The 24,818-nt window shown below is 59.7% G+C and carries 26 protein-coding genes; 10 read left to right on the forward strand and 16 right to left on the reverse strand.

Annotation, left to right across the window (positions count from 1 at the left end):
* Nucleotides 1–132: 132 nt before the first annotated feature.
* The 5 genes from urtA to ACFQND_RS20870 form a co-directional block, all read right to left on the reverse strand.
* A complete protein-coding gene (urtA, locus tag ACFQND_RS20850; RefSeq protein ID WP_377414482.1) occupies nt 133–1,413 on the reverse strand; it encodes an urea ABC transporter substrate-binding protein in 1,281 nt (426 codons plus the stop codon).
* 205 nt (nt 1,414–1,618) lie between these two features.
* Nucleotides 1,619–3,124, reverse strand: coding sequence for an amidohydrolase family protein (locus ACFQND_RS20855; RefSeq protein ID WP_371434367.1), 1,506 nt, complete (start codon nt 3,122–3,124; stop codon nt 1,619–1,621).
* Between the two features lie 164 nt (nt 3,125–3,288).
* A complete protein-coding gene (locus tag ACFQND_RS20860; RefSeq protein ID WP_371434366.1) occupies nt 3,289–4,281 on the reverse strand; it encodes a Bug family tripartite tricarboxylate transporter substrate binding protein in 993 nt (330 codons plus the stop codon).
* A 95-nt stretch (nt 4,282–4,376) separates the two neighbouring features.
* On the reverse strand, nt 4,377–5,276 hold the full coding sequence (locus ACFQND_RS20865) for an alpha/beta fold hydrolase (RefSeq protein WP_371434365.1): 900 nt from the start codon (nt 5,274–5,276) through the stop codon (nt 4,377–4,379).
* A 64-nt stretch (nt 5,277–5,340) separates the two neighbouring features.
* A complete protein-coding gene (locus ACFQND_RS20870) occupies nt 5,341–5,877 on the reverse strand; it encodes a VOC family protein (protein ID WP_371434364.1) in 537 nt (178 codons plus the stop codon).
* Nucleotides 5,878–5,987: 110 nt separating this feature from the next.
* Between ACFQND_RS20870 and ACFQND_RS20875 the strand changes: the two genes are divergently transcribed.
* Nucleotides 5,988–6,770: an IclR family transcriptional regulator domain-containing protein gene (locus tag ACFQND_RS20875; protein ID WP_371434363.1), complete on the forward strand. Its 783-nt coding sequence runs from the start codon at nt 5,988–5,990 to the stop codon at nt 6,768–6,770.
* Between the two features lie 124 nt (nt 6,771–6,894).
* On the opposite strand, the gene ACFQND_RS20880 is transcribed toward ACFQND_RS20875, so the two are convergent.
* The 4 genes from ACFQND_RS20880 to ACFQND_RS20895 all read right to left on the reverse strand — a co-directional run bounded on the left by ACFQND_RS20880 (nt 6,895) and on the right by ACFQND_RS20895 (nt 10,785).
* Nucleotides 6,895–7,692: a glutathione S-transferase family protein gene (locus tag ACFQND_RS20880; protein WP_377414486.1), complete on the reverse strand. Its 798-nt coding sequence runs from the start codon at nt 7,690–7,692 to the stop codon at nt 6,895–6,897.
* 177 nt (nt 7,693–7,869) lie between these two features.
* Nucleotides 7,870–9,174 (reverse strand): TRAP transporter large permease, encoded by a 1,305-nt coding sequence (locus tag ACFQND_RS20885; protein ID WP_371434361.1) that lies wholly within the window; start codon nt 9,172–9,174, stop codon nt 7,870–7,872.
* Complete coding sequence (locus tag ACFQND_RS20890; RefSeq protein ID WP_377414489.1) at nt 9,171–9,773, reverse strand: TRAP transporter small permease; 603 nt, start codon at nt 9,771–9,773, stop codon at nt 9,171–9,173. The genes ACFQND_RS20885 and ACFQND_RS20890 overlap by 4 nt, the downstream gene beginning before the upstream one ends.
* Entirely contained in the window at nt 9,760–10,785 is a 1,026-nt protein-coding gene (locus tag ACFQND_RS20895) for a TRAP transporter substrate-binding protein (protein ID WP_371434359.1), read from the reverse strand. Before ACFQND_RS20895 ends, ACFQND_RS20890 begins: the two co-directional genes overlap by 14 nt.
* Nucleotides 10,786–11,108: 323 nt before the next feature.
* Between ACFQND_RS20895 and mhpA the strand changes: the two genes are divergently transcribed.
* The 3 genes from mhpA (at nt 11,109) to ACFQND_RS20910 (ending at nt 14,537) form a co-directional block, all read left to right on the forward strand.
* Nucleotides 11,109–12,653 carry a bifunctional 3-(3-hydroxy-phenyl)propionate/3-hydroxycinnamic acid hydroxylase MhpA gene (mhpA, locus tag ACFQND_RS20900; RefSeq protein WP_371434358.1) on the forward strand — a complete coding sequence of 515 codons (1,545 nt, stop codon included), beginning with the start codon at nt 11,109–11,111 and terminating at the stop codon, nt 12,651–12,653.
* A 118-nt stretch (nt 12,654–12,771) separates the two neighbouring features.
* Nucleotides 12,772–13,683, forward strand: coding sequence for a phytanoyl-CoA dioxygenase family protein (locus tag ACFQND_RS20905; protein ID WP_371434357.1), 912 nt, complete (start codon nt 12,772–12,774; stop codon nt 13,681–13,683).
* An 86-nt stretch (nt 13,684–13,769) separates the two neighbouring features.
* On the forward strand, nt 13,770–14,537 hold the full coding sequence (locus tag ACFQND_RS20910; protein WP_371434356.1) for an IclR family transcriptional regulator: 768 nt from the start codon (nt 13,770–13,772) through the stop codon (nt 14,535–14,537).
* Nucleotides 14,538–14,608: 71 nt separating this feature from the next.
* On the opposite strand, the gene ACFQND_RS20915 is transcribed toward ACFQND_RS20910, so the two are convergent.
* From ACFQND_RS20915 to ACFQND_RS20930, 4 genes are all read right to left on the reverse strand, one after another.
* Complete coding sequence (locus tag ACFQND_RS20915; protein WP_371434355.1) at nt 14,609–16,069, reverse strand: DHA2 family efflux MFS transporter permease subunit; 1,461 nt, start codon at nt 16,067–16,069, stop codon at nt 14,609–14,611.
* A gap of 168 nt (nt 16,070–16,237) precedes the next feature.
* Nucleotides 16,238–16,615 carry a VOC family protein gene (locus ACFQND_RS20920; protein ID WP_371434354.1) on the reverse strand — a complete coding sequence of 126 codons (378 nt, stop codon included), beginning with the start codon at nt 16,613–16,615 and terminating at the stop codon, nt 16,238–16,240.
* Between the two features lie 30 nt (nt 16,616–16,645).
* Nucleotides 16,646–17,110, reverse strand: a complete 465-nt coding sequence (locus tag ACFQND_RS20925) for an SRPBCC family protein (RefSeq protein ID WP_371434353.1) — start codon at nt 17,108–17,110, stop codon at nt 16,646–16,648.
* Nucleotides 17,005–17,454, reverse strand: a complete 450-nt coding sequence (locus ACFQND_RS20930) for an ArsR/SmtB family transcription factor (RefSeq protein WP_371434352.1) — start codon at nt 17,452–17,454, stop codon at nt 17,005–17,007. Before ACFQND_RS20930 ends, ACFQND_RS20925 begins: the two co-directional genes overlap by 106 nt.
* 135 nt (nt 17,455–17,589) lie before the next feature.
* Here ACFQND_RS20930 and ACFQND_RS20935 point away from each other — a divergent pair, with 135 nt between their 5' ends.
* From ACFQND_RS20935 to ACFQND_RS20955, 5 genes are all read left to right on the forward strand, one after another.
* The gene (locus tag ACFQND_RS20935) at nt 17,590–18,063 is read left to right on the forward strand and encodes an EF-hand domain-containing protein (protein ID WP_377414493.1); all 474 of its coding nucleotides are present in this window, start codon (nt 17,590–17,592) and stop codon (nt 18,061–18,063) included.
* Nucleotides 18,064–18,143: 80 nt separating this feature from the next.
* On the forward strand, nt 18,144–18,590 hold the full coding sequence (locus tag ACFQND_RS20940) for a VOC family protein (RefSeq protein ID WP_371434350.1): 447 nt from the start codon (nt 18,144–18,146) through the stop codon (nt 18,588–18,590).
* Between the two features lie 155 nt (nt 18,591–18,745).
* Nucleotides 18,746–19,123, forward strand: a complete 378-nt coding sequence (locus ACFQND_RS20945; protein ID WP_371434349.1) for a nuclear transport factor 2 family protein — start codon at nt 18,746–18,748, stop codon at nt 19,121–19,123.
* Between the two features lie 20 nt (nt 19,124–19,143).
* Nucleotides 19,144–21,552: an ATP-dependent DNA helicase gene (locus ACFQND_RS20950; protein ID WP_371434348.1), complete on the forward strand. Its 2,409-nt coding sequence runs from the start codon at nt 19,144–19,146 to the stop codon at nt 21,550–21,552.
* Between the two features lie 92 nt (nt 21,553–21,644).
* Nucleotides 21,645–22,097, forward strand: a complete 453-nt coding sequence (locus ACFQND_RS20955) for a hypothetical protein (RefSeq protein ID WP_371434347.1) — start codon at nt 21,645–21,647, stop codon at nt 22,095–22,097.
* Nucleotides 22,098–22,113: 16 nt separating this feature from the next.
* Here the strand turns inward: ACFQND_RS20955 and ACFQND_RS20960 are convergent, their stop codons facing one another.
* Nucleotides 22,114–22,497, reverse strand: coding sequence for a response regulator transcription factor (locus ACFQND_RS20960; RefSeq protein ID WP_371434346.1), 384 nt, complete (start codon nt 22,495–22,497; stop codon nt 22,114–22,116).
* Between the two features lie 238 nt (nt 22,498–22,735).
* Between ACFQND_RS20960 and ACFQND_RS20965 the strand changes: the two genes are divergently transcribed.
* The gene (locus ACFQND_RS20965; protein WP_371434345.1) at nt 22,736–23,182 is read left to right on the forward strand and encodes an FKBP-type peptidyl-prolyl cis-trans isomerase; all 447 of its coding nucleotides are present in this window, start codon (nt 22,736–22,738) and stop codon (nt 23,180–23,182) included.
* A 72-nt stretch (nt 23,183–23,254) separates the two neighbouring features.
* On the opposite strand, the gene ACFQND_RS20970 is transcribed toward ACFQND_RS20965, so the two are convergent.
* Together ACFQND_RS20970 and ACFQND_RS20975 are read right to left on the reverse strand one after the other, a co-directional pair.
* Entirely contained in the window at nt 23,255–23,596 is a 342-nt protein-coding gene (locus ACFQND_RS20970; RefSeq protein ID WP_371434344.1) for a hypothetical protein, read from the reverse strand.
* 299 nt (nt 23,597–23,895) lie between these two features.
* Nucleotides 23,896–24,813 (reverse strand): dihydrodipicolinate synthase family protein, encoded by a 918-nt coding sequence (locus tag ACFQND_RS20975; RefSeq protein ID WP_371434343.1) that lies wholly within the window; start codon nt 24,811–24,813, stop codon nt 23,896–23,898.
* Nucleotides 24,814–24,818 lie beyond the last annotated feature (5 nt).

Genomic DNA, 24,818 nt, shown 5'->3' on the forward strand with positions numbered 1-24,818 from the left:
CCTGGCCGATGCCACAACCGCGGCGAAATGGACAGCGATTCCGGCAGACACCTGAGCCGGACTTGCTGCGCCGCCCCGGATACCCGGACAGTGGCGCAGCAAACGCAGAGGAAGGCGTTGCCGAAATCGTGCTTACTTCGTCGTAGCGACGCTGGTGCCCTTCACCGGCTCATCGGGCTTCTTGTCATTGCCTTCGATGTACGGGCTCCATGGCTTGGCCTTCACCGGGCCAGGCGTCTTCCAAACCACATTGAACTGGCCGTCGGCCTTGATTTCACCGATAAAGACAGACTTGTGCAGGTGATGGTTTTTCTCGTCCATCTTGCTCACAATGCCTGATGGCGCGTTGAAAGTCTGGCCGGCCATGGCGGCGATGACCTTGTCGGTGTCTGTGGATTTGGCTTTTTCCACAGCCTGCTTCCACATGTTGATACCGATATAGGTGGCTTCCATCGGGTCGTTCGTCAAAGGCTTGTCGGAGCCAGGAAGTTTTTTGGCCTTGGCGTAGGCAGACCACTTCTTGATGAACTCGGTATTGGCCGGGCTCTTGATCGACATGAAGTAGTTCCAGGCAGCCAGGTGGCCGACCAGCGGCTTGGTGTCCACACCGCGCAGTTCTTCCTCGCCCACAGAAAAGGCCACCACCGGCACGTCCTTGGCCTTCAGGCCGGCATTGCCCAGTTCCTTGTAGAAAGGCACGTTGGAGTCGCCGTTGATGGTTGATACCACGGCCGTCTTGCCGCCTTGCGAGAATTTCTTCACATCCGCCACGATGGTCTGGTAGTCGGAGTGGCCAAACGGGGTGTACTTCTCGTCAATGTCCTTGTCGGCAACACCCTTGCTCTTGAGATAAGCGCGCAGGATCTTGTTGGTGGTGCGTGGGTACACATAATCCGTGCCCAACAAAACCCAGCGCTTGGCACCGCCGCCAGCCTTGCTCATCAGGTAATCAACTGCCGGGATGGCCTGCTGGTTGGGCGCCGCGCCGGTATAAAACACGTTTTTGGAGAGTTCTTCTCCCTCATACTGCACGGGGTAGAACAGCAGGCCGTTCATTTCCTCAACCACAGGTAAAACCGACTTGCGCGACACCGAGGTCCAGCAGCCGAAGATGACGGCTACCTTGTCCTGGCCCAGCAGCTGTTTGGTTTTTTCTGCGAACAAGGGCCAGTTGGAGGCCGGATCAACCACCACGGGTTCCAGCTTTTTACCCATCACACCGCCCTTGGCATTGATCTCTTCGATCGCCATGAGCACGGTGTCTTTCAGCGTGGTTTCGGAAATCGCCATGGTGCCCGACAGGCTGTGCAAAACGCCAACCTTGATGGTGTCGGCTGCAAAAGCCGGCGATACGCCAAGGCTTGCAAGAGCGGCGGCGGCGCCAAGCGCCTTGAGGGTAAATCGACGTTGCATAATGCTTCTCCGGTAAGTAGGTAGTTCTCGGCTCGCCGGTAAAAGCCTGTTTGCAGGCCTTTACACAACGATGAGCCAATTCTGCGGACCGAAGAAGCATTCGGGAATACGCCGGGTGGCGTATATGGGGAAAGGGCCGGGCACAGGAATGGCTGACTCCTGCAAGCCCCGACAGGGCCAGAAACGGTGTAGCCGGCCGGTAATTTCAGCGGAAAAGATTCTGCGGAATGCCCGCCGCCGTGAATAGGTAGTCACGGGAAGCCTCCAGCTCCTTGCGCAGCATGTTCAGGTTGGCGTCAAGCACCTGCCCTTTCCACTTACGCACTTTACCGGCCACGATGACCGTCTCGACATTGGAGCGCTCCATCAGCGACACAACGGCGCCCGGCACGTGATTGAGTGGCGCCACGTTGATCGAAGTTGCATCCAGGATGATGATGTCGGCTTCCTTGCCCGGTGTAAGCGAGCCGACCTTATGGTCCAGCTTCAGGTCCTTCGCACCTTGCATGGTGGCAAAGCGCAGGACATCGCGCGTGGTGAGGAGTTCAGGCAGATCCGTTTGCCCGGCGAGGGCCTTGTCGTTCACGAGCATGCGCTGCAGAGCCATGGTGGTGCGCATCTGCGTGAAAAAGTCCGCGGTCAGGGTGCATTCCACATCCACGCTGAGGGATGGCTCGATACCCATGCTGAGGGCCTTCAGAATCGGTGGCTGGCCGTGCCGCATGTTCATCTCGATGGGGACTGCAAGCGAGACGGCGACACCCGCATCCTTGGCCTTCTGCCAGCTCATATCGGACATCCCGGCCATATGAATGAACAGGTTGTCAGGGCCGAACTGATTGGCCGTAGCCAGTGCGTCGAAGATCGGGGCTGTACGGGCACCGACGACATGCGCTGCAACCTGGAGGCCGAGTTCACGCCCTATCTTCCAGGTTTTCTCGTAGCCTGGCAGGTAGATCTCGCCGCCCATGATCATGGTGGCAAGCTGGTCGGCAGAAGAAAAGTACTGCTTTTTGATGCGACGCGCATCGTCAGGGTATTGCGCAAGGGCGCCCCGGCCCTCGAAATAACCGAAGGCTGTGCGGCGTCCCGAATCGACAATACCCTTGATCGCCGCATCGGAATGCTGCGGTGAATGGTGAATCTGCGAAACATCATGCACCGTCGTGACACCCGCATCGAGCTGGCTTAGTGCGCCAAAAAGTTCGTTGATGTACACGTCCTTCGGGCGGTACACAGGGGAAAACTTCCCGAGGATGTAGTCTCTGTAGTTGATTTCACCGTGAGGTTTTCCGTCAGCCCCAAGCAGGCCGTCCGCAAGAAAACTACGCAGTGCCGTCTCGAACTGGTGGTGGTGCGTGTCAACAAATCCCGGCATCACGATGCGGCCGCGGGCATCGATCACCGCCGCGCCGCCGGCCTGCAGGTTGCGCCCTACGGCGAGGATCTTCTTTCCCTCCACCAGCACGTCGGCCTCAGCGAAATCGCCTACCTTCGGATCCATCGACATGACAGCACCGCCACGAATGATGTAACGACGACCGGCGCCGCCGCTGTTTACTGGCGGCCTGGCACTGGCTGCGGCAACAGGGGGCGCCGTAAACAGGTTGAAGCCTGCGGCGGCAACTGCCGTTGTCGCCGCAGCCTTCAGGAATCCCCGTCGCGGCTCAAAATGGGCCTGAGGCCGTCCTTCGTCACATAGTCTGCACATGTCGCGTCTCCTTTTTTAATACTCAAGTTGATCCGGAAAAAGTTGGGGCGAAGTTTTTTTGCCTGATTGCTGCATGGCACAGAACAGGCACTTCCTGCCAACCAGGCCAGGCGGCCCTTCTGAAACAGAAACGGGCCCTTATGAGGCCCGTAATCACTGCTGCATCAATCCTGGCGTTCGATATTGCGCAGCTTCACCACACGGGTCCAGCGGTCAATCTCGCGCTGGACCCTGGTGCGCATTTCGTCGGGTGTCGATGGTGCGGGTATGCCCCCCAAAGCGGCAAAACGCTCGGCAGTCGCGGGTTCCGCAAGAACGGCGCGCAGCTCGCGGTTAAGGCGACTCACGATGGCCGGAGGTGTTCCGGGCGACACCACCAGTCCAAGCCACGAGGTGGGATCAACCCCGGGGAGGGTTTCCGAAATCGTAGGCACATTGGGGAAGTCCTTGAGCCGATGCGAAGACGACACGGCAAGCGGTCGCACCTGGCCGTTCTTGAAGTTGACGTTGAGGAAGGTCATGGTCTCAATAAACACGTCGATCCGTCCGCCAAGCAGTTCCGTGTACGCCGGCGCTGCACCCTTGAATGGCACGTGAATCATCTCGGTGCCCGACTCGATCTTGATCCACTCACCGAGCAGGTGATGCAGGCTGCCGGTGCCGGCAGACGACATGCTGAGTTTGCCCGGCTCAGCCTTTGCGCGCGCAAGCAAATCCGGAAAGGACTTGATCGGCGAATCCGGCCTGACCCCGATTGCCATCGGGTACTCAATGATGGTCGAGATCATGCCGAAGTCGTTCACCGGGTGGTAGGGCAAGGTTTTTTTGATAGCCGCTGATGTGGGGTGGCCACCCGTGAGCAGCACCATCGTGTAGCCATCCGGCGCGGCCTTGGCCACCGCATCTTGCGCGATGATGCCGGTGGCGCCCATTCTTTGCTCGACCACGACAGGTTGGCCAAGCCGCTCGCTCATTTTCTGTGCGACAAACCGGCTGACGAGGTCAGCGCTGCCGCCTGGCGTGAACCCGACCAGGAACTTGATGGGTTTTGTCGGATAGTCCTGGGCCGCCGCAGGCGAGCCTGCCAGCAGGCAGGAAAACCCTGTGAACGCGGCGATTGCCGTAAATGCCAGGTGACGGCGTGTTCGAATGTTCATGTTTTGTCTCCTCTTGATGTATCGGGTCTTTGACGGGCAACTGTCATGGCTGGCCTGATTGGACTGGCAACCAGGCGCGCGCGTCCTTGAATGAATCAGCGCACTGTGCGTTGCAGGAAATCCAGAGCTGCACGATTGAACTCTTCCGACGATTCGAACTGCGCCCAGTGAGACGCACCGCGGATTTCCAGATACTCGGCCTTCGGGATCAATTTCGAAAGACGTTGTGCGGTCTCAAGAAAGATGTCCTTGTGATCCACCGCGCCTATCAGCAACGTGGGCGCCTGCAGGCTTTGCCATTCGGCTTCAGCAATCAGGTTACGTGGACGCATGGCTGGCTCCTGCAAACACAGGATGTGCTCCATGGCACGGCGCATGCCGGGTTTCCGGTACACAGCCTGGCGCACGCCAACAAAATCGGGAATGCGGTTGTGCTCAAAAAGGATCAGGCCTTTGAAAACGGAGCTGACGTTCTCCCAGCTCGGGTCGTCCACGGCCTTGAAGCGCGCACCCTTGATATCCAGGGACGTCTGCGCATCGGTAAGCAGGCCGGCAGCGGACACCAGCACCAGGCTTTGTACCTTTTCCGGATAGGTCAGGGCGAAACGCGAGGCGATCCAGCCGCCAAGCGACACACCGAAGATGGACGCCTTGTCCACCCCCACGGCCTTCATGAAATTGCTCACGTGTTCGACATACACGGATATCTCATAGTCGATGTCGGGTTTGCCACTAAAACCTGAGCCTATCGTGTCAAAGGCATAGCAGTTGTAGTGTTTTGAAAACACCGCCAGGTTGGCGCAAAAACATTCCCAACTGCCGCCGGTGCCGTGCACCATCAGCAGTGGCGGGCCATCCTCCGGTCCGGCCTGGATATAGCGCGTACTGATACCACCCGCGTCTATCCAGCCCTGGCGGAATGAGGTTTCACGCAATTCGGACCATACGCTGCGAAAAGGTGCGACGCTCGTGGCGGCTTGTGCTTGGGTATTCATATCGGTACTCATGGGTTGTTTATGTCTCGTGTAAAAGGAAAAAGGGGAATGCTGGCCGTGCGTCTCAGCCGGACAGGCGCTCGCTTAAAGCGCGTTGCCATGTCTCATGCGACTGGAAACTTGCGTCGCCGCTTACCATGGCTTTTGTGTTGGCACGAATCTCGTCGGCCGGCGCGTCAAGGTCCAGCGGTTGCTGGTAGGGCTGGTTCACATACCAGGGCGATCCCGCGTATATCTCTATCCGGTTGCCCTCGGGGTCCAGGAAATAGATGCTCCACGCATTGCCATGGTTTGAGGGGCGCAGATCACGCAAGCCCATTTTTGCAACGGTGCGGTTGTAGTACTGCAGGTCTTCCAGTGATTTGACACGGAATGACATCTGGCTGACGGGTGAGTACTCGTCATCAGGACGTCCGCTGACCATCACGAGCTGGTGGTGTTCGTTGGCATTCCGGCTCATGAAGGTGATGCGCCCGCCGCGCAGTTCGCCGCTGTCGGTCACCACCATGCCAAGCAGGTCGCCGTAAAAAGCGACCATCGCATCGAGGTCGCGAACATAAAGTCCCAGGTGGGTTAGCTGGGCATCAGGGGGACGGGTCATGTTTTTCCTTCAGCGTCATCAGGCGACGCGACCGGCGAAGGATATGGCTTGCTATGATCCGGCGTCAAACGATTTCAACTGAATGTCCAGCCCTTGAACATTGCCTGTCCATGAGCGAATCCTCCTACCATTCCGTACGAGGGCTTGAGCGGGGCCTGGCCGTGCTGCGCGCCGTCAATGCGCTCGGGCATGCGACATCAGTTGAAGTAGCCAGCCGCACAGGCCTTCCCAGGCCCACCGTACACCGCCTTCTTGAAACCTTGCGCACCGAAGGTTTCCTGCGCCGCACGTCCCTGCGCGACGCGTACCGCCTGACACTCAAGGTCAAAAGCCTGTCCGGCGGCTACAAGGACGAAGACTGGATCACCGATATTGCCGATGCCGTGCTGGCTGAGCTTTGTGATGAAGTGGTGTGGCCTACGGATATCACGACTTACGAAGATGAGGGAATGGTCATCCGTTCCACGACACATTACCGCAGCCCGTTGTCGATAGAGCGCTCATGGGTCGGGCGCCAGTTGCCCATGCTGAGCACCGCGGCCGGCTGGACCTACCTCGCCTTCACACCGGCAAAAGAGCGCAAGGCAATCCTGGAGCGCATTGCGACGGTTCCCGGCCCTGATCAGGAGAAAATGCGCGACCCCGAGGCCGTGCGCCGCGCGCTGGCCGCGACACGGCGCCGCGGTTACGGTACCCGGCAGCGTGAGCTCATGGCCAAGACCTCAAGCATCGCGGTGCCCATCATGAACGGCGCACACGTGCTGGGCTGCGTCAACATTATCTGGATCGATTCCGCCATGGCTTTTGACGTGGCCACACGCCGCTACCTGCCCGTGCTGCAGCATGCCGCCACCCGTATAACCGCAGCCTACCAGGCGCTCACGGCGACCTGAGAAGAGTTTCCGGCAAGCCGCAAAGAAGCACTTCAAGCGCACGCGGCACATTGGCCATGGATGCCGGCAATACAGGCTTGTGTCATTGGTGCGTATCGGTTCTATTTTGTAGACCCTGAAGCCTTCACCGTGCCAGTGGCACTGCTGCAATCTCATTGATGCGCTGCCGCGCAGCTGGTCTTTCGCGCTCAAAAATTGTGAGGTAGGCCGGATCCATAAACCCGTGCACGCCGGCAATGTAACCTGGCGTGGCGTAAAGACGCCGTGCCCAGTCTGCTATACGCGGCCGCGCGGCAAGCAGGTCGCCGAAGCCCAAGTGCTCCATCCGGATCATGTAGGGGCTGTAAGCGATATCGGCCAGCGAGTAGTTCGGTCCAGCCAGCCAAAGGCTGTCGGCTAGCGCGCGTTCAATATCATCAAGCAACCTGATGAGGCGCTTGACCGCCTGCGAAAACTGCGCAGACTCCATACCCTGCTCGATGGCCAGGCGCAAGCGGTTGCGGCGAGCTTCATCAACCATGTTGTCGTACCAGGCCTGCAGCACGGGTGCTGGCCGCGCCAGGAACTGATGACGGAAAGCGATACTGGTAGATACCGTACCAATGGTCGCGTGCACACCGTCGTCGAGCTGCTTCATCCACAGCCTCATCGCGGCAATGTCGGCAGGGCTGGAAGGTCGCAAGCGCACGGTGCCTGGCCAGCGGTCTTCAATGTATTCGAGGATCACGTTGGATTCGATAATGACCCGTCCGCGGTCCACCAAGGTGGGCACCACCTGGTTCGGATTCAGCTTGACGTACTCGGGTTTTTGCACATCGCCAGCGCGCAGGTCCATCCTCACTCCCTGCCAGGCGATACCCTTCTCGTGCAGCGCGTTGCGTACTTTTGCAGCGCAAACCGACATGTCATTGTGGTACAGCAAAGGTATTTCAGAATCAATTGATTTCGACGGCATTGTTGGCACTTTCGCGAGAGACGCTGAGCTGTGGAAAAAATGGAGTGGTAAAGCGTTAAGGATTTACAAAAATCGGTGAACGCCAAATTGGCAAGGCAACGCAAGCGCACCTGTGCAGGCAGGTGGCGGTGCCGGCCCCGCAAGTTAGTTTTGAAGGATCTTTGGCAGCCATAGCGACAACGCAGGGAACAGGGTCAGCAATGCCAACACGAACATATCAGCAAGAATGAAAGGTGTAACCCCCTTGTAGATCTTGCTCAAAGATATCTGCGGCGCCATCCCATGCAGCACGAACACAGCTATGCCAAGCGGAGGGAGGATCATGCCAATTTCTATGATCACGATATTCAGAATGCCCCACCAGATGGGGTCGTAGCCCAGCTGGGTGATGATGGGCAGGACAAATGGCAGAGTGATGAGCATCGCAGCGATTTCATCAAAAACCGCGCCAAGAATCAGGTAAATCACCAGTAGCAGGAAGATGATGGTCAAGCCGCTTAATTGCGTTCCATTGAGCAGCGCGATGAGTGCCTCTGGAATCTGGGCCAGGCCAATAAAGGCGCCAAAGATGGTCGACCCAATGATGATCATGTAGATCATTGCGCTGGCAGAGGCACAGTCGCGCATGCCGCGCCAGACTGCAACACGGGTCAGTCGTCCGCGCATCGCTGCAAACGCAAAGGACAACACCGCCGCCACCGACGCAGCCTCGTTGACGGTAAAGATGCCGCTGTAGAGCCCGCAGAACACCACGACCATCAGGAACAGCACCGGTAGTGCTGCGCGGATCAAGGGCCAACGCTCTGACCAGGGCAGGCGCTCGGACATGGGTGCAATTTCGGGTCGCAAGCGCACGACGACCGCGATCATCAACAGGTTGGCAGCGATCGTCAGAACGGCAGGAATGATGGCTGCTATAAAGAGATCGAAGATGAAGGTTTTGGCAGCGACACAATACAGAATCATTGCGACCGATGGGGGGATGAGTGACTTCAACGCCCCCCCGGCTGCAATGGTTCCCGCGGCGAACCCCGGGGAGTAGCCGCGCGAGAGCATCTCCGGCAGTGCCGCTTTGGCGAACGTCGCCGCCGTGGCGGTTGAGGAGCCACAGATGGCACCAAAGGCTGCACAACCTCCCGCCGTTGCATAGGCCAATCCACCGCGGCGATGGCCTAAAACGGCAGCAGCAGCGTTATAGATCTCGGCTGAAAATCCTGCCGCACTTGCAAAGGTACCCATCAGCAGGAACAAGGGCACGGTGGCCAAGTCGACGCTGGACAACAGTCCTGCGGGTTCGCTGGCCAACATCGCCAGCGCCGGTCCCCAGCCAGTTTGCGCGGCGTAACCAGCCACACCAACCACCAGCATGGCAATCCCGACCGGCACTTGCAGCAGGATCAGAACAAACAACGCGACGATACCGATCGCCCCAATCGTCAAGACGCTCATGACTCCACCCTTGAAAGACCGTTATGTTCCGGGGCGAGCGCATTGACGCGCGCCGGGTTGATCAGGTTGGCGACGTCGACTGCGATCATTACGATCTGCACCAGGACTGTCAACCAAAGAACGCCCGCTACGCAATACCAGAAAGGAGCGATCGGGATGTGCAGGATCCAGGTCGTCTCGCGGGCCTGCCCCAACTTGAAGGCGTAGCGCGTGAACTCGTATGCCATTCCGAAAAAGACCAGGCCAGTCAGAACCGAGGCAATGAGGTCACAGAAACGGCCGGCACTCGAACCCAGAAATGAGGCGACAAAGCGAACCGCAATGTTGCTGCGCTCCATCAGGGAGACCGGGAAGCAGCAACTGATGCCGATTGCGATGGCAAGTGATCCCACGTCGCGCACCCCTTCAATCGGATGATTGAAGATGGAGCGCATCAAGCCATCAAGCAGGGTAAGCACCGCGAGGAACATCAGGGCGACCAGCCCAGCAATGGAGATTCCGCTTGCCAGGCGCATTGCCAGCCGTTCACAGGTCATAAGCATCAAAACATCCCTTTTCTGATCAGCAGTTTTCGCGGCGTCAGGCTTACTTGCCTGCACGTACTGCCGCCAGCTCACCCTGCACGAGTTCCAGCAGTTGCTTGTTGCGGGGGGACTTTTCGGTCCAGGTTTTGATGACCGAGTTAAACGCTATCTGAGCGCTTGCAAGGTCTGCTGCTGACGGCGTCACGAGGGTGCGCTTGGGATCATCCGCGAGCCTTTTTACCAGCTCAGCGTTGTAGGTCGTGATGTTTGCATTAAAGAGATTGGCAGTCCACATACCGCTGTGCTTGATGATGGCGTCCTGCGCGGGCTTGGGCAGGCTGTCAAATTTTGACTTGTTCATCAGCATCACTATGGGCAATACACCAAGCTTCACAAAGTAGTGTGAGTTGACGACACGAACGAAGCCAAAATCGAACAACGGGGACGGGTGAGTCGTGGTGCCGTCGATGGTGCCGCGGGCGATGGCTTCAACAACTTCGGTTGTAGCCATACCAATGGGCACTGCGCCAAGTGCGCGCAGGGTTTCCCCCTCGATGGAGCCGGATACGCGGATCTTGCGCCCCTTCAGGTCTGCAAGTGCCCTGATCGGTGTTCGACTGTGGATGCTGTAAGGATCGGTGGTGAAGGTTCCCAACGGTACAAATTGCTCAAACGGGTTTATTTTTTTGGAAGCCATCAGGCGCGTGAACACCAACGTGGCCTCCTGGAGGTCACGAAACAGTCCGGGCAATTCGAATACCTCGGTTTCCGGGAAACGCCCGGGCGAGAAGGACGGGACTATCCACGCTATGTCGGCAATGCCGTCGAGCACCATCTGCGGCTGCTGAACCGGATTGCGGCCCAGTGCGCCATTGGGAAACAGCTCAATCTGAACCGTTCCGCCCGAATCCTTGTTGACGGCTTCAGCGAAGGGCTTGAACACCGTCTTGAACGTTTGCTCCGTGTCCGGGGCGAATGATGCGAAGCGCAGTTTGATGGGGTCAGCATGAGCGCCCCAACTCACAACCGCAGCCAGCGCAATACCAGCCAACTTGACCCAGTTCAATGATTTTTTTACAGATCTCATATCGTCGTCCTTTTCGAGATAAACAGGCAGAGCTTCAGAAATGCAGTCTCAAAAAAATAACTTTTTCAGGAGTTTAAATTTGCTCACTTCGTAATTTTTAAATTTATTATCAAATAGAGATACTGGTGCAAACCCCACTGTTTGATTCAATTGAATTTATAACAATAGTCTCACATTGAGATAAATAGAACATAAATTATGAAGCCGACTCGAATTCCATCTACCTGCCTGAGGGCCCCACTTGTCCATGCGGCGGCCCAGAGGCTCAGTTCCAGTCCGCTCCCAGGCCGAGTCAGTCCAAAGATGAAGAAGAGGGCCTACCCATGACTGCGCCTGAAAGCGCCATGTCGTCGGCAGTTGTTGACGTTGCAATCGTCGGCTATGGGCCCACGGGCGCCACGCTGGCCAATCTGCTCGGCCAGCAGGGCTTGAACGTAGTGGTGCTCGAGCGCGAGCCTGCTCCGCTGGACCTGCCACGTGCAGTGCACTTTGACGGCGAAGTAGCGCGCATCTTCCAGTCCATCGGCCTTGCCACAGAGGTTTTGCATCGGTCACGGTTGTCGGCTGGCATGAAGTACTTCAATGTTGCAGGTGACACGCTGCTGGAGCGCAAACCCAGCCCCCCTTCAGGTCCACAAGGCTGGCCCAACAATGTCATATTCCACCAACCCGATCTCGAGGCCGTGCTGCGTGATGGCGTGGGTCGCTTCGAGAACGTCGACGTGTGTTTAAACACGCAGGTCGAGGGCATCGAAGACCGCAAAGAGCATGCCGGGATACTGGTTCGCGATGCACAAACCCGACAGACGCGCAATGTGCGCGCCCGCTGGGTAGTCGGATGCGACGGTGGACGCTCTATGGTCCGCGAGCTCATTGGCGGCGGCATGGAAGACATGGGCATGCACCAGGCCTGGCTTGTTATCGACGCAGTGATGATCCGGGAGGTCGAGCTGCCCGACATCACCATTCAGTACTGTGATCCGGAGCGTCCCATCACCTACATCCATGTCGTGGGGCAACGACGTCGCTGGGAGATCATGTTGATGCCCGGAGACGATCCGGAGACCATCGTCAGGGATGAAGCCCTGTGGCGTCTTCTGGCGCCGTGGATCAAACCCGGCGATGCAAGGCTGGAGCGACGGGCCATTTATACCTTTCATGCGCTGATCGCCAACCAATGGCGGCATGAGCGACTGATACTCGCTGGAGACGCTGCGCACCTGATGCCGCCCTTCCTGGGCCAGGGTCTGTGCTCAGGCATTCGCGACGCTTCGAATCTGGCCTGGAAGCTCGCCGCAATCTGCCGTGACGCTGACGCAAAATTGCTGGACAGCTATTGCAGCGAGCGTCGGCCGCACGTGCGCGAGTTCGTCCAGACAGCGGTCAGGCTCGGCAGCATCATCCAGACCACCGACCCGCATGTGGCGGCCGAACGCGACCGCCGGATGCTCGCCGGCGATGATGAGATCGTCAATCTCTCCCCGCCACTCGGCCCCGGCGCGCACGGGGGCAGCATGTCGGCTGGAACCCTGGTCCGTCAGCCCCTTCTGAGTGACGGTTCGCGCCTCGACGACATGACCGGACCGCGCTTCGTGCTGTGCGGCGCGACGTTAGCACGCACCCGGCAGACCCAGGCGCTTTGGGCACTGGTCGACACCGGCGCACTGGCCTGGATTTCCGACGAAGCGCTGTCAGGCTGGCTCGAAGAGTTGGGTGCGTGCTGGGTGGTTTTACGACCGGACCGCTACGTGCTCGATCAAGCGACAAACGCAGATGCCCTTGTCAATCTGATTGATCGCTGGTCTGAAGTGATACGCACGGCCGCGCCTGTTTCCAGCAAGTTGCGCCCTGAACCGGTACTGAGTTAAGAATTATTGTGCGGATTTTCGTGAGTGCAGGGTAGCCCACGTCGGCGTGCGAAGTCACAAGGTTGCGTACGGGCAAACCCAAATGTTTCGGTAAATTTCTTTTATGAAGGAGACTGTGATGCAACAAGTAATACAAGATTCCCGTTCGATTGAAGTCCCATCCACCCACCAACCCTTATCGATCCGGTCAGCAACGCAAGTGAGCGATGCGGATGTCCAGGCTTTCGAGCGGGATGGCGTGGTCTGCCTGCGCGGCGTGTTCGACTCAGACTGGTGCGAACTGCTCAAGGAGGCGGCGTTAGAAGCCCTGGACTCCGGCGCCGGTCGCCCGCGCGAAGTGCAGAACAAGACAGCAGGCAGCGGACGTTTTTATTCGAATGTCTACCTCTCAGACCTCGACTGGCGCTTTCGCCTGTTACGTGACCGCTCGCCAGCACCGGAAGTTGCCGCGACCCTGATGCGTTCCGACAGCATCCGTTTTTACTATGACCAGCTCTTCGTAAAAACGCCGTCCGCCGGTGCACCTACACCCTGGCACAACGATCTGCCGTTCTGGCCGTTCCGCGGCAACGACCTGATCTCCATGTGGATTGCACTGAGCCCGGTTACCACGGAAAACAGCGGCCTGCAGTACGTGGCCGGATCGCACCGCTGGGGCAAGATGTTTCGTGCCGTCACGCCGGACTACGATCCAAACCTGGCGGACGAATCCATGCCGGTCTGCCCCGACTACGGCAGTGATGCCGGCGACCAGGCCGGAAAACTCCTGAGCTGGGACATGCAGCCTGGTGATGTGCTGTGCCATCACCCTTTGACCGTGCATGGCGCATCAGGAAACAAATCTACAACCGAGACGCGCATTGGCTTGTCCGTCCGGTTCCTTGGACAGGACGTACAGTGGGATCCACGCCCCCGCACCATGCGCTTGCGCCACGACCCGGGGGTGCAGCCAGGCGAATTCCCTGCGGACGATGTGGCGCTTCCTGTCGTGTGGGAGCGCAGCAGCGGACTGCGTGCGCTGGCAACATAATTGCATCGCCCGAGAATAAAATGCAAAGCTTTCTAACGGCGCGATCAGGGACTGTGACGCGCTTATAGACCACCAGAGGAGCGGAAGTGTCCGATTCAGTAAGCTCCAGCCTCGCACGCACTCTCAGCGTGCTCGACCTTTTTAATGAGAACAAGCAGACGCTGACGGCAGAGGAGATAGTCGACGTATTGGCCGTATCGCGCCCGACCGGTTATCGCTACGTCCGTATTCTGCTTAATGCCGACCTGTTGCAGCAGGTTGGCAACTCCTTGTATGCGCTGGGCCCGAAGATCGTTGTGCTAGATCACTACATCCGCTTCTCAGATCCCGTGCTGCGGGTGTCCCGACCGCTGATGCAGGAGCTGGCGAAAAAAACTGGATTCGACTGCATCACCTCTGGCTGGTTCGGCAACCAGGTACTCGATACCCACCGCGAGTATGGCGCAGTACCGGCACATCTTTTATACGGCCGTGGACGCCCAAGGCCCTTGTTTTTGGGTTCAGCCCCCAAGCTGATCCTGGCTTCATTTTCAAGCCCGCAATTGCGCAAGGTATTCGACCAGCACGGTGAGGAGGCTGTCGCGGCCGGGCTTCCGGGCGATTGGCCGGGCTTTCGCAAGTACTTCGCCGCGATCCGCCGTGCCGGGCATTACCTTTCCGTCGGCGAGCTGCAGTCACAGTACGCCTCTGTAGGAGCGCCCATTGTCAGCCCCAAGGAAAGCCTTTGGGGCTCACTTTCGATTGTGTTCGACAAGAGCCGGCTGAGCATCATCGATACCGACAAACTCACCGGCTTGACAATCGAAACAGCTCAGGCCATCAGTACCCGCATAGCAATGGGCGCTGATGCTTGACACGAGATGGTCACCACCCGGGTGAAAACTATCGACAGGCCACCCCGGTGCTGCGCCTGGCCTGCTGTCGCTCACTCAGCAGCATCCGTCACAGCAGCAGGCTCGCCCTGCGGGCCCGTGCCGATGGCAGTGCCCGGCCTGAGCAACACTGCCCCCAGCACACCCGCCACGGCGGCAAACACCGCGCCGATCACAAACGCCAGCTGGTAGCCGCCGTTGAGTGCCGCCAGCGCGCCTGCGCCCGACATGGCCAGGCCATCGGTACGCGCAGCGGCCAGGCTGGCCAGTACTGCAAGCCCCAGCGCGCCGCCCATCATGAAAGAGGTGTTGACCACGCCTGACGCAATGCCGGACTCACTGGGGTCCACATCGCTCATGGCGGCAAGCAGCACCGGATTGAAGGCCATGCCGGCGCCCAGGCCAAGCAGCAGCATGCCGGGAAGAACGTCTGCAACAAATTGCCCGCCGACCGGTGCCCTGGCAAACAGGGCCAGGCCCACGGCGGCCAGCAGCAGCCCCGCCGCGAGAGGCGCCCGGATGCCGAAGCGCATGACGATTTTGGCGGACAGGCCCAGCGAGAACGCGGCCATGATCAGGTTCGCGGGCAGGAAGCCGAGCCCGACCTGCATGGCGCTATAGCCCAGCACAAGTTGCATGTACAGCGCTGAGATAAAAAACCATGCAAACATGGCTGCCGCCCAGAGCACGCCGACCACGTTGGCCGTGGCGACATTGCGCAAGCGGAACAAACCCAGGGGCATCAGCGGTGTCTGCACACGAGATTCAATGGACAGGAACATGGCGAGCAATACGACGGCCACGCCCAGCAGGCCAAGCGTCTGCACAGACGTCCAGCCCGCCTCATTACCGTTGACGATTCCATAGACCGCCAGCATCAGCGAGCTGGTGACCGTGACGGCGCCCCAGACGTCCAGCTTTGCGCCGCTGGCCTGGCCCCGGCCACCGGGCAAGAGCATCAGGCACAGCGCAAATACCGCGGCGCCTATGGGCAGGTTGACCAGAAATATCCAGTGCCAGCTCAAGGCGTCAGTCAGCAAGCCCCCCAGCAGCACGCCAATGCTGCCGCCGCCGGCGCAGACAAAACCGTACACCCCCATGGCCTTGGCGCGCTCGGCAGGTTCGGTGAAAAGATTCATGATCAGCGACAGCGAAATGGCCGAGACCACCGCGCCGCCCAGGCCCTGCACCGCTCGCGCAACAACCAGCAAAGCCTGCGAGTTGGCCAGCCCGCAAGCCAGCGAGGCCACCGTAAACAGCGTCAGCCCGGCCAGGAACAGGCGGCGTTGCCCATAAAGGTCGCCCAGCCGGCCGCCAAGCAGCAGGAAGCCGCCAAATGTCAGCATGTAGGCATTGACGACCCAGACCAGCGACGTTTCGGTAAAACCAAGGTCGCTGCGTATGGAAGGCAGCGCCACGTTCACGATGGTGGTATCAAGCACAATCATCAGCACCCCAAGGCACAGCACCATCAGCGCCCACCAGCGCTTGCGGTTGTCCATACTCTTTGTCATTCGTATCTCCTTTTCCTTCTTGTAAACGACTTTCAATACGGCAAAGCGCCGGTCCGGTTCATGACGGTGCCTGTGTCGGCAAGCCTGTTTTCAGGCAGCATTTTTCCATGTTGATATTTCCTGCTTCACAAACCATTCCTGATGCAAGGCGGCATCGACACGCAGGTTCTAGCGATTGAGAATGTGCAGGATGTTTCCGTCGGGGTCCTTGAACCAGGCGCCCCGGTAGTCACCGGCCACATGCGCGTCACCCTGCCGCGTCATGCCGGGCATGTTGTAGTGCTCAAACACCACACCTTTGGCCTTGAGCGCTTTAAGGATGTTGTCAAACTCGCGGCCCACGGCCCAGGTGCAGGCCGTGGCCTGGTTGCTGCCGGCAAACTGTGAGACGTACACCACCACGGTGGCGGTGCCGCTCTGGTAGCTGAGCACGCCCTCCGGGTCGCTTTCAAGCGGGGTAAGACCCAGTTGTCCTTCATAAAATTTTTTGGCGGCAGCCATGTCCCTGACGGCGATGGTGGCCATGGCGTTTCGGTTGGCGAGCATGGAGTCTCCTTTCAGGGTGACAGATTGACCTCAGGCGGCAGACGACGCGGGAGCCAACAGTTTGTCGAGCTTGAGGAAAGCGCCGGCCCAGCCCTGGTTGTGCCCATCGCGCGCGGCCTGGTCGAAGAAGCGCTCATGGACAAACACCAGCTCGGTGCCGGCGCCCGAGAGTTTGAAGGCCAGCGACACCAGCGACACGCGCTCCGGCGTGCTTTTCCAGCACCAGTCAAAAACCAGCCTACGGTGCGGTTCGACTTCAAGATAGTTACCGCTCACATCATGGGTCTCCTGCCCGGGTACACCGAACTGGATGTGGTAACGGCCGCCCACACGCAGATCCACATCGGCAATGCTCACCACGCCGGCCGGATCAGGGCCGAACCACTGCACTAGCGCTTGCGGGTCGGTCCACGCGCGCCAGACTTTTTCAGGACTGACGGGGTAATGCCGGGTGATGTTGACGGCGGGACGGTCCTGGGTTGTGCTTCTTTCCATGACGGGTTCAACTCCTCTTGTCTATAAAGGTAGCGGCCCAGCGCATCAAGCCGCCCGGACCAGAACTTCTCGTAACGGGACAGCCACATGGCGGCCTCCTGCATGGGTTCGGGCGAGATCGCCAGATTGACGACCCGCCCGTCCTTTGCGCGGCTGACCAGCCCGGCATCCTCAAGCACCCGCAAGTGCTTCATAAAGCCAGGCAAGGACATGCCATGCGGCGCGGCCAGTTCACCGACCGACCGGCTGCCGTGCTCCAGCGTTTGCAGCACCTTGCGGCGGGTCGGGTCTGCCAGTGCGGCAAACACGGCATTCAGGACATTTTCGTCTTCAAACTTAACCATTTAGCTTAGTATCAATTCAAATACCGGTGCTGTCAACCCGCCAGGGCTGCACCAGACCTGTAAAAGATGTGTCCGACCGTCGAGCTGATGTAAACCCAGGAAACCCTGTGCAAGAACACTGGTACTCCGGCCGGCATGAGCGTCCAATGGAGGCGTGTTCCACAATTGGTGACGAAACCCGCACCCCTGCCCATGAGCTATAGCCCGAAAAAACAGATTTCCGCACAAACCCTGCAGACTGCACACAAGTCGAGGCACCTGGTGTGGGCCACGATGCTCACCCTGAGCGCCGCCGCTGCCCTGTTTGCCATGCACGCACAGGCCCAGACCACGACTGCAGCTGCGCCAGTCCAGGCAGACGCCCAGGCGCAAGCTGCCCCACCCGCTGCCGCTGCGCCCGCCACACCGGCCGCCCCTAAATATGCCGCCCAGGATCTGGAGCGCGCCTTCAATTTTCTCGATGCCAACCGGGACGGCAGTATCAGCCGCTCGGAAGCCGCCGCCTTTCGCAATGTGGCCAAACACTTTGATGCCGCCGACACCAACAAGGACAACCAGCTGTCGCGCGAGGAATTTGGAAACGCGCTGAACGGCGGCAAGCCGCAATGATGCGCTTGGCATCCCGGTAAGGGTGGCCCGCTAAACTGCGTGTTTGTGCGGCCTCACCATCTGTCACTCCGGGAGCTATCATGGCCATTCACGAGCTGTATGCCTATATCCACGTCAGAAATGCAAATGACGCCATCGCGTTTTACAGCGCGGTGTTTGGCGCCACCGAAAAGTTCAGGCTGACAGAACCCGGCGGCCGCATAGGCCACGCCGAACTGGCATTTGGCGACGCCACGCTGATGATTTCGGAAGAGTACCCGGAGTACGGCATCCTCGGGCCCGACGGCACCGCGCCTGCAGTCTTCACGCTGCACCTGCATGTGGACAACTGCGATGAGGTGATCGCCCGTGCCCTGGACGCGGGCGCCACACTTGAAATGGCGGCACAGAACCAGTTTTACGGCGAACGTTCAGGCAGCTTTCGCGACCCCTTCGGCCACCGCTGGAATGTGGGGCACAGCATTGAGGACGTGGCGCCCGAAGAAATGCAGCGGCGCTACACCGCTATGATGAAACAGACCGCTTAAAAATGGCGCCGGAATGGCCACAAGGCGCTGGATCAAACGCCTTCCGGTGCGGCAAACCGCCATTCAGGACGCTATCAAAACAATAGCTGGCTGCGCGCACCATACGTCGGCCAGGCACCTAAAACGCTTCAAAAACCGCCTCCTGACTGCCCGCCATGCCCACACGCCAAGTTGTCAACCAGTTTATCGCCCTTGTTGAAAGCGGCGCGCATGTGGAAGCCATCGAGCAGTTTTACGCGCCTGACGCAAGCATGCAGGAAAACAGCCACCCGCCCCGCAGCGGACTGGCAAACCTGGTGGCGCACGAACGTGCTGCGCTGGCGGCCGTCCGGGAGATGCGCACGCTGCCTGCGCAGTCGGTTCTGGTCGATGGCGACCTGGTGGTGATCCAGTGGATCTTTGAATACGTCACAGCCGATGGCCGGACCTTCCGCATGGAAGAGCTCGCACACCAGCGCTGGCGAGGCGACAAGATTGTGCAGGAACGTTTTTTCTACGACCCGGCACAGGGCAAAACGCCGGTCGCCGACTGAGCCACCCGAGCGAGCCCTCATTGAAGTACCTTGTAGCCGTTCGGGCCTTATGCGAGTTCACGGCCAAACACGGCGACCTGGACCTGCGTTTTACGCCCGCCCCGTCCGCGCAGGAAGGCATGGCGGGCCATGCGGTCGTCGCCTCGCGGCGCGGGGACGGCTACCAGGCCGAAGTCAGCCTGGAGGGCGAGTACAAAAACCTGCGCGTGCGCGGCCGGGCCGACGGTTATGACCCGGCGCTCAACCAGCTTGAAGAAGTCAAAACCTTCCGTGGTGATTTGCATGCCATGCCGGACAACCGCCGCAACCTGCACTGGGCGCAGGCCAAAATCTACGGCTGGCTGCTGTGCCATGAAAAAGGCCTGGACGGCATCAACCTGTCGCTGGTGTACTTTGATGTCGCCAGCTTGCAGGAAACACCGCTGACCGAACACTTCAGCGCCGCATCACTGAAGGAATATTTTGAGTTGCAATGCGAACGCTTCCTGCTCTGGGCCGATCAGGAGCTGGCGCACCGGCTGGCGCGCGACGCGGCCCTGACGGCCCTGGATTTTCCGCATGCCAGCTTCAGGCCCGGCCAGCGCGAACTGGCAGAAGCCGTTTACAAAACCAGCAGCGCCGGCAAGTGCCTGATGGCGCAAGCCACCACGGGCATTGGCAAAACCGTGGGCACGGTGTTCCCCCTGCTCAAGGCCACACCCAAAAAGAAGCTGGACAAGCTTTTTTTCCTGGCCGCCAAAACACCCGGACGCAAGCTGGCGCTGGACGCGCTGGCGCTGATCAAGGACAGCGCCGGCGGCCTGCCGCTGCGCGTGCTGGAACTGGTGGCGCGCGACAAGTCCTGCGAGCACCTGGACAAGGCCTGCCACGGCGATGCCTGCCCGCTGGCCAGGGGCTTTTATGACCGACTGCCGCAAGCGCGTGTTGCCGCCGTGCATTACGCCGCCAGCGAAGGCATGCTGGACAAACCTGCCCTGCGCAAGGTCGCGCTGGCGCACCAGGTCTGCCCCTATTACCTGAGCCAGGAACTGGTGACCTGGTCGGATGTGGCGGTGGGTGACTACAACTACTTTTTCGACAGCAGCGCCCTGCTCTACAACATGACACTCACCAACCAGTGGCGCGTCAGCGTGCTGGTGGACGAGGCCCACAACATGGTCGAACGGGCGCGCAAGATGTACTCGGCCACGCTGGAACAGGCCCAGTTACACCAGGTGCATGCATCGGCGCCCAGGGCCGTCCGGGGCGCGCTGGAACGCCTGAACCGCAACTTCAATGACCTGCACAAATTGCAGACCGAGCCCTACCAGGTCCATACCGAACTGCCCGCCAGTTTTCTCAAGGCATTGCAGCAGGCCATCACCGGCATCACCGACTTCCTGGTAGCCAACCCTACGCGGGTTGACGGCGAGTTGCAGGCCTTTTATTTCGAGGCGCTGCATTTTTCGCGCATGGCAGATGCATTTGGTGCGCACTCCATTTTTGACATCACGCTCAATGACTCAGCGCAAACAGAGGCCAGCGCGTTTCAGGGCGACCACGGCTGCGCCACGCTGAATATCCGCAATGTGGTGCCCGCGCCTTTTCTGGCGCCGCGCTTTGCGGCGGTGAATTCCGTGGCGCTGTTTTCAGCCACCCTGAGCCCGCAGGATTTTTACAGGGAGACGCTGGGCCTGCCCGCCGGCACGGCATGGATTGATGTGCAGTCGCCCTTTACACATGAGCAGTTGCGGGTTGCGGCAGTCAGCAATATTTCAACGCGCTACCAGCACCGGGACCAGTCGCTGGGGCCGATTGCCGACCTGATGGCGCGGCAATACGGAAAAACACCGGGCAACTACCTGGCATTTTTGAGCAGCTACGACTACCTGCAAAAGCTTGTTGCCCTGTTCCGGGAGCGTTACCCACACATTTCCGCGTGGGAACAGAAACGCCAGATGGATGAAGCCGGGCGCGAGCAGTTCCTCGCGCGCTTCACACCCGACTCGCAGGGCATAGGGTTTGCCGTGCTGGGCGGCGCGTTTGCCGAAGGCGTGGATTTGCCGGGCAGGCGACTGATAGGCGCGTTTGTCGCCACGCTCGGTTTGCCGCAGGTCAACCCGGTGAATGAGGAAATCAGGAAGCGCATGGGCGCCTACTTTGACGGCAAGGCCGACAGCAAAACGGACGGCAGCGGCGAGCTCGGCTACAACTACACCTACCTCTACCCCGGCCTGCAAAAGGTGGTGCAGGCAGCCGGCCGGGTAATACGCACACAGCTTGATGTTGGCGTGATTTACCTGATGGACGACAGGTTTACCCGGCCCGAAGTGCTGGAACTCTTGCCGCCCTGGTGGAAGGTGGAGCGCCTGTATGCCACACGGACTCGAAAAGTACCCTCGCCGGGACCTAAAATCGCTCTTGCAACATCAGTTTCAGACGCCAATTAGGCCTCTGGCTCATTAAACGCGAGCGCAACCAGCTATCAAAAAAGTAGCACCCGCAGCCAATACCGGCAATGCACCGTTTCAGGATGAATGACTTGCAACACACTCTGCTCCGGCCAACAATCCTCCCCGTGCTGCTGTGCGCCGCCGCACTGCAGCTGTCCCCAGCCCGTGCAGCTGACCCGGCTGTGCCGGCCGCACCAGCACACCCCATCGTGGGCAGCTGGAACTGGACGCTGTTTGGCGGCAAGTGCACGGAAACCTTCCAGTACCGCGCCAATGGATCAATGCTCAGCACCAGCGGCGATGCGGTGACGGAGTGGATTTATACCGTTACCCCGCAGGCCAGCGAAAAGGGCTTTTACAAGGTCGTGGAGACCTCAACAAAACAAAACGGCAAAAAGGACTGCTCGGGAGATGTGGTGGACGAACCCGGTACCGCGCATACCCGCTTCATACAGTTCAGCCCGGCACGCGACCGTTTTATCGCCTGCAAGGCTGAGTCACTGGCCGCCTGCTTTGGGCCTTTGAGCCGCACACAGTGGTGAAGCAGGCTTTAAGGTTTCAGTGCAGCCCGTGGTTGGTGGTGGCCGTACAGTAATCCAGCAATTGATCCAGTTCATTGGACTTGTCGAAAACGGCGTCAGAACCCAGTTCAGCGCAGCGCCGGCGGATGTCCTTGGTGGCATAGTTCGTGAGAACCACCACTTTCTGGCCGGCATGGCGGTTCTGGCAGCCCTTGAGCACCCCCAGCCCACTGCCCTCCTTGAGAAACAGGTCGACGATGGCCAGCTGCCAGTCACCGTTGTGGTCCGAAAGCCAGCGGCTGGCCTCATGTTCGGTTTCGGCAAAACCGACCACCTTGACTGGCGCAATTTCTTCCAGCGTCGAAATCAGGTTCTCCCGAATGGTTGCGCTGTCTTCAACGATATAGGTGATGAGTGCCATGGTGCTTTTTCTGTTGGAGACGTGACGTGACCTGAACTCACTCCAAAATATCACAAGCCATGCCGCGGAACGTAGCTTGAGAACGGTGGCCGGTGTAGGAGAAAGTCCTGTGCCAAAAATCGCGCGGCAATGCACCCGTGCGAAAGAGCTGCTGCGGCGCAAAAACAGGGGTATAAATGCCGCAGCCCGCAAGGCCTCAACCCTCTTCAAACCCCTCTCCCAGCAACAAGGATTTTTCATGCGCTCAACGCTTCTCACGGCCGCTTTTGCCGTCACCACCCTGATGGCACTGCCTGCTGCCTGGGCCCAGGCCGATGCGGCCACCGCCGCCGGCAAGGAGGCCGGCGCAGTCGTCACCAAAAGCGGGCTGGTGTACCGCTCCCTGAAAGACGGCACAGGCGCCAGCCCGCTTGCGTCCGACAAGGTCAAGGTCCATTACAAGGGCACCTTCCCCGACGGCCGGGAGTTTGACAGCTCCTACAAACGCAACGAACCCACCGAATTCCCGCTGAACCGCGTCATTCCTTGCTGGACCGAAGGCGTGCAGCTGATGAAGGTGGGCGGCAAGGCCAGGCTGACCTGCCCGGCGGCAATTGCCTACGGCGAGCGCGGCGCAGGCGGCGTGATACCGCCCAACGCCACGCTGCAGTTCGAGATTGAACTGCTGGCCATCAACGGAAAATAAGCAACAGGCAAACCGCGCTCAGGGCGCGGCAGGCCAACAGGATTTGCGCGCCGCATCAAAGGCGGCCTGCACTTATTTTGTAAGCGCGTCCGCTTCACGGTTACGCGCAGCGCGGCTCGCCCGGCTGGATGGCCTGGCGACAACCACAGCGGACGCGACCGGCACGTTGCTCAGCTCGGGGGAAACCTTGCGTGCATCAACGGACGAACAGTCCATGCTGTCGCCAAACACCATATGGCCACCCGGGAACACAGCGGGCAAACGTTCGTGGATCTGGTAACTCATGTCTATGGGCGGCGACATGCCGGAATAGACCACCTGGTTGGCCGTGTTGTAGACGGTAAAACAGGCCATGGCCTGCGGCAACATCAGAGCAGAAAATGACAGCGCCATTGCGCCCTTGAAAATCTTCATCGCAACACCTCCAGCAAATGGGACGACTCAATGTAAGCGCCTGAATGCGGGCGCATCACCTGCCACATGATGGCACGAAACCGGCTTGCAACCGTCAAATCACGCCCAATTCTCTGCGGACAGAGCAGACCATGCCAGCGCGTAGACGGTCTTCAGCGCGGTAAAACCTCCGCGTACCTGCCCTGCCCTGCCCTGCTCGCGCGCAGCATAGCTGAAGCCCTTGCGCCCCACACAATGGGTAGGAGGCAATCAACGCCGGCGGTGCCTGGTTCCTCGCGGCGTGCCGGAATCCCGGACGCCTATCTTGCCCAGCGCAGCACCAGCGGTTCCAGCCTCCGGGCGGTTTCCAGCAGGCCCGCGCGCACCTCGGGGTGCATGGCCGAAAACGGATGGCGCGGGGCGTCGCAGGCGATGATGCTGCCTTCTTTCATGAGCGCCTTGGCTGTCAGGATGCCGCCCTGGCGGTTCTCGTAATTGATCAGCGGCAGCCAGCGGGTGTATTCGGCCACGGCCTCTTCCCGGCGGCCGGCGGCATAGGCATCCACAATGCGGCGTATGCCATCCGGGTAGGCGCCGCCCGTCATGGCGCCGGTTGCGCCGGCGTCCAGGTCGGGCAGCAGGGTGATGGCTTCTTCACCATCCCACGGGCCTTCGACGGCATCGCCACCCAGGCGGATCAGTTCGCGCAGCTTGGAAGCCGCACCGGCGGTTTCGATCTTGAAGTAGGACACCTGCCTTATCTCTTTGGCCATGCGCGCCAGGAAGGCCGCAGACAGCGTTGTGCCGCTCATGGGCGCATCCTGGATCATGATGGGAATGTCAATCGCATCCGACAGCGCGGCATAGAACTCGTAAATCTTCTCCTCGCCGGCGCGCAGGGTGGCGCCGTGATACGGCGGCATGACCATGACCATGGCCGCACCGGCATCCTGCGCGCGGCGGCTGCGCTCTGCGCAGACGCGCGTGCCGAAATGCGTGGTGGTCACAATCACCGGCACCCGGCCGGCGACGTGCTTGAGGATGGCTTGCGTGAGTGTTTCGCGCTCGTCATCCGAGAGCAAAAACTGTTCGGAAAAATTCGCCAGGATGCACAGGCCGTTGGAGCCCGCATCGATCATGAAATCAACGCAGCGCAACTGGCTCCTGATGTCCAGCCCGCCCGCGTCGTCAAAGGTGGTGGGCACCACCGGGAAAACGCCCCTGTACCGTGCAGTCATGCCGC

It is taken from the genome of Polaromonas aquatica (assembly GCF_042659145.1).
GTDB lineage: Bacteria > Pseudomonadota > Gammaproteobacteria > Burkholderiales > Burkholderiaceae_C > Polaromonas > Polaromonas aquatica.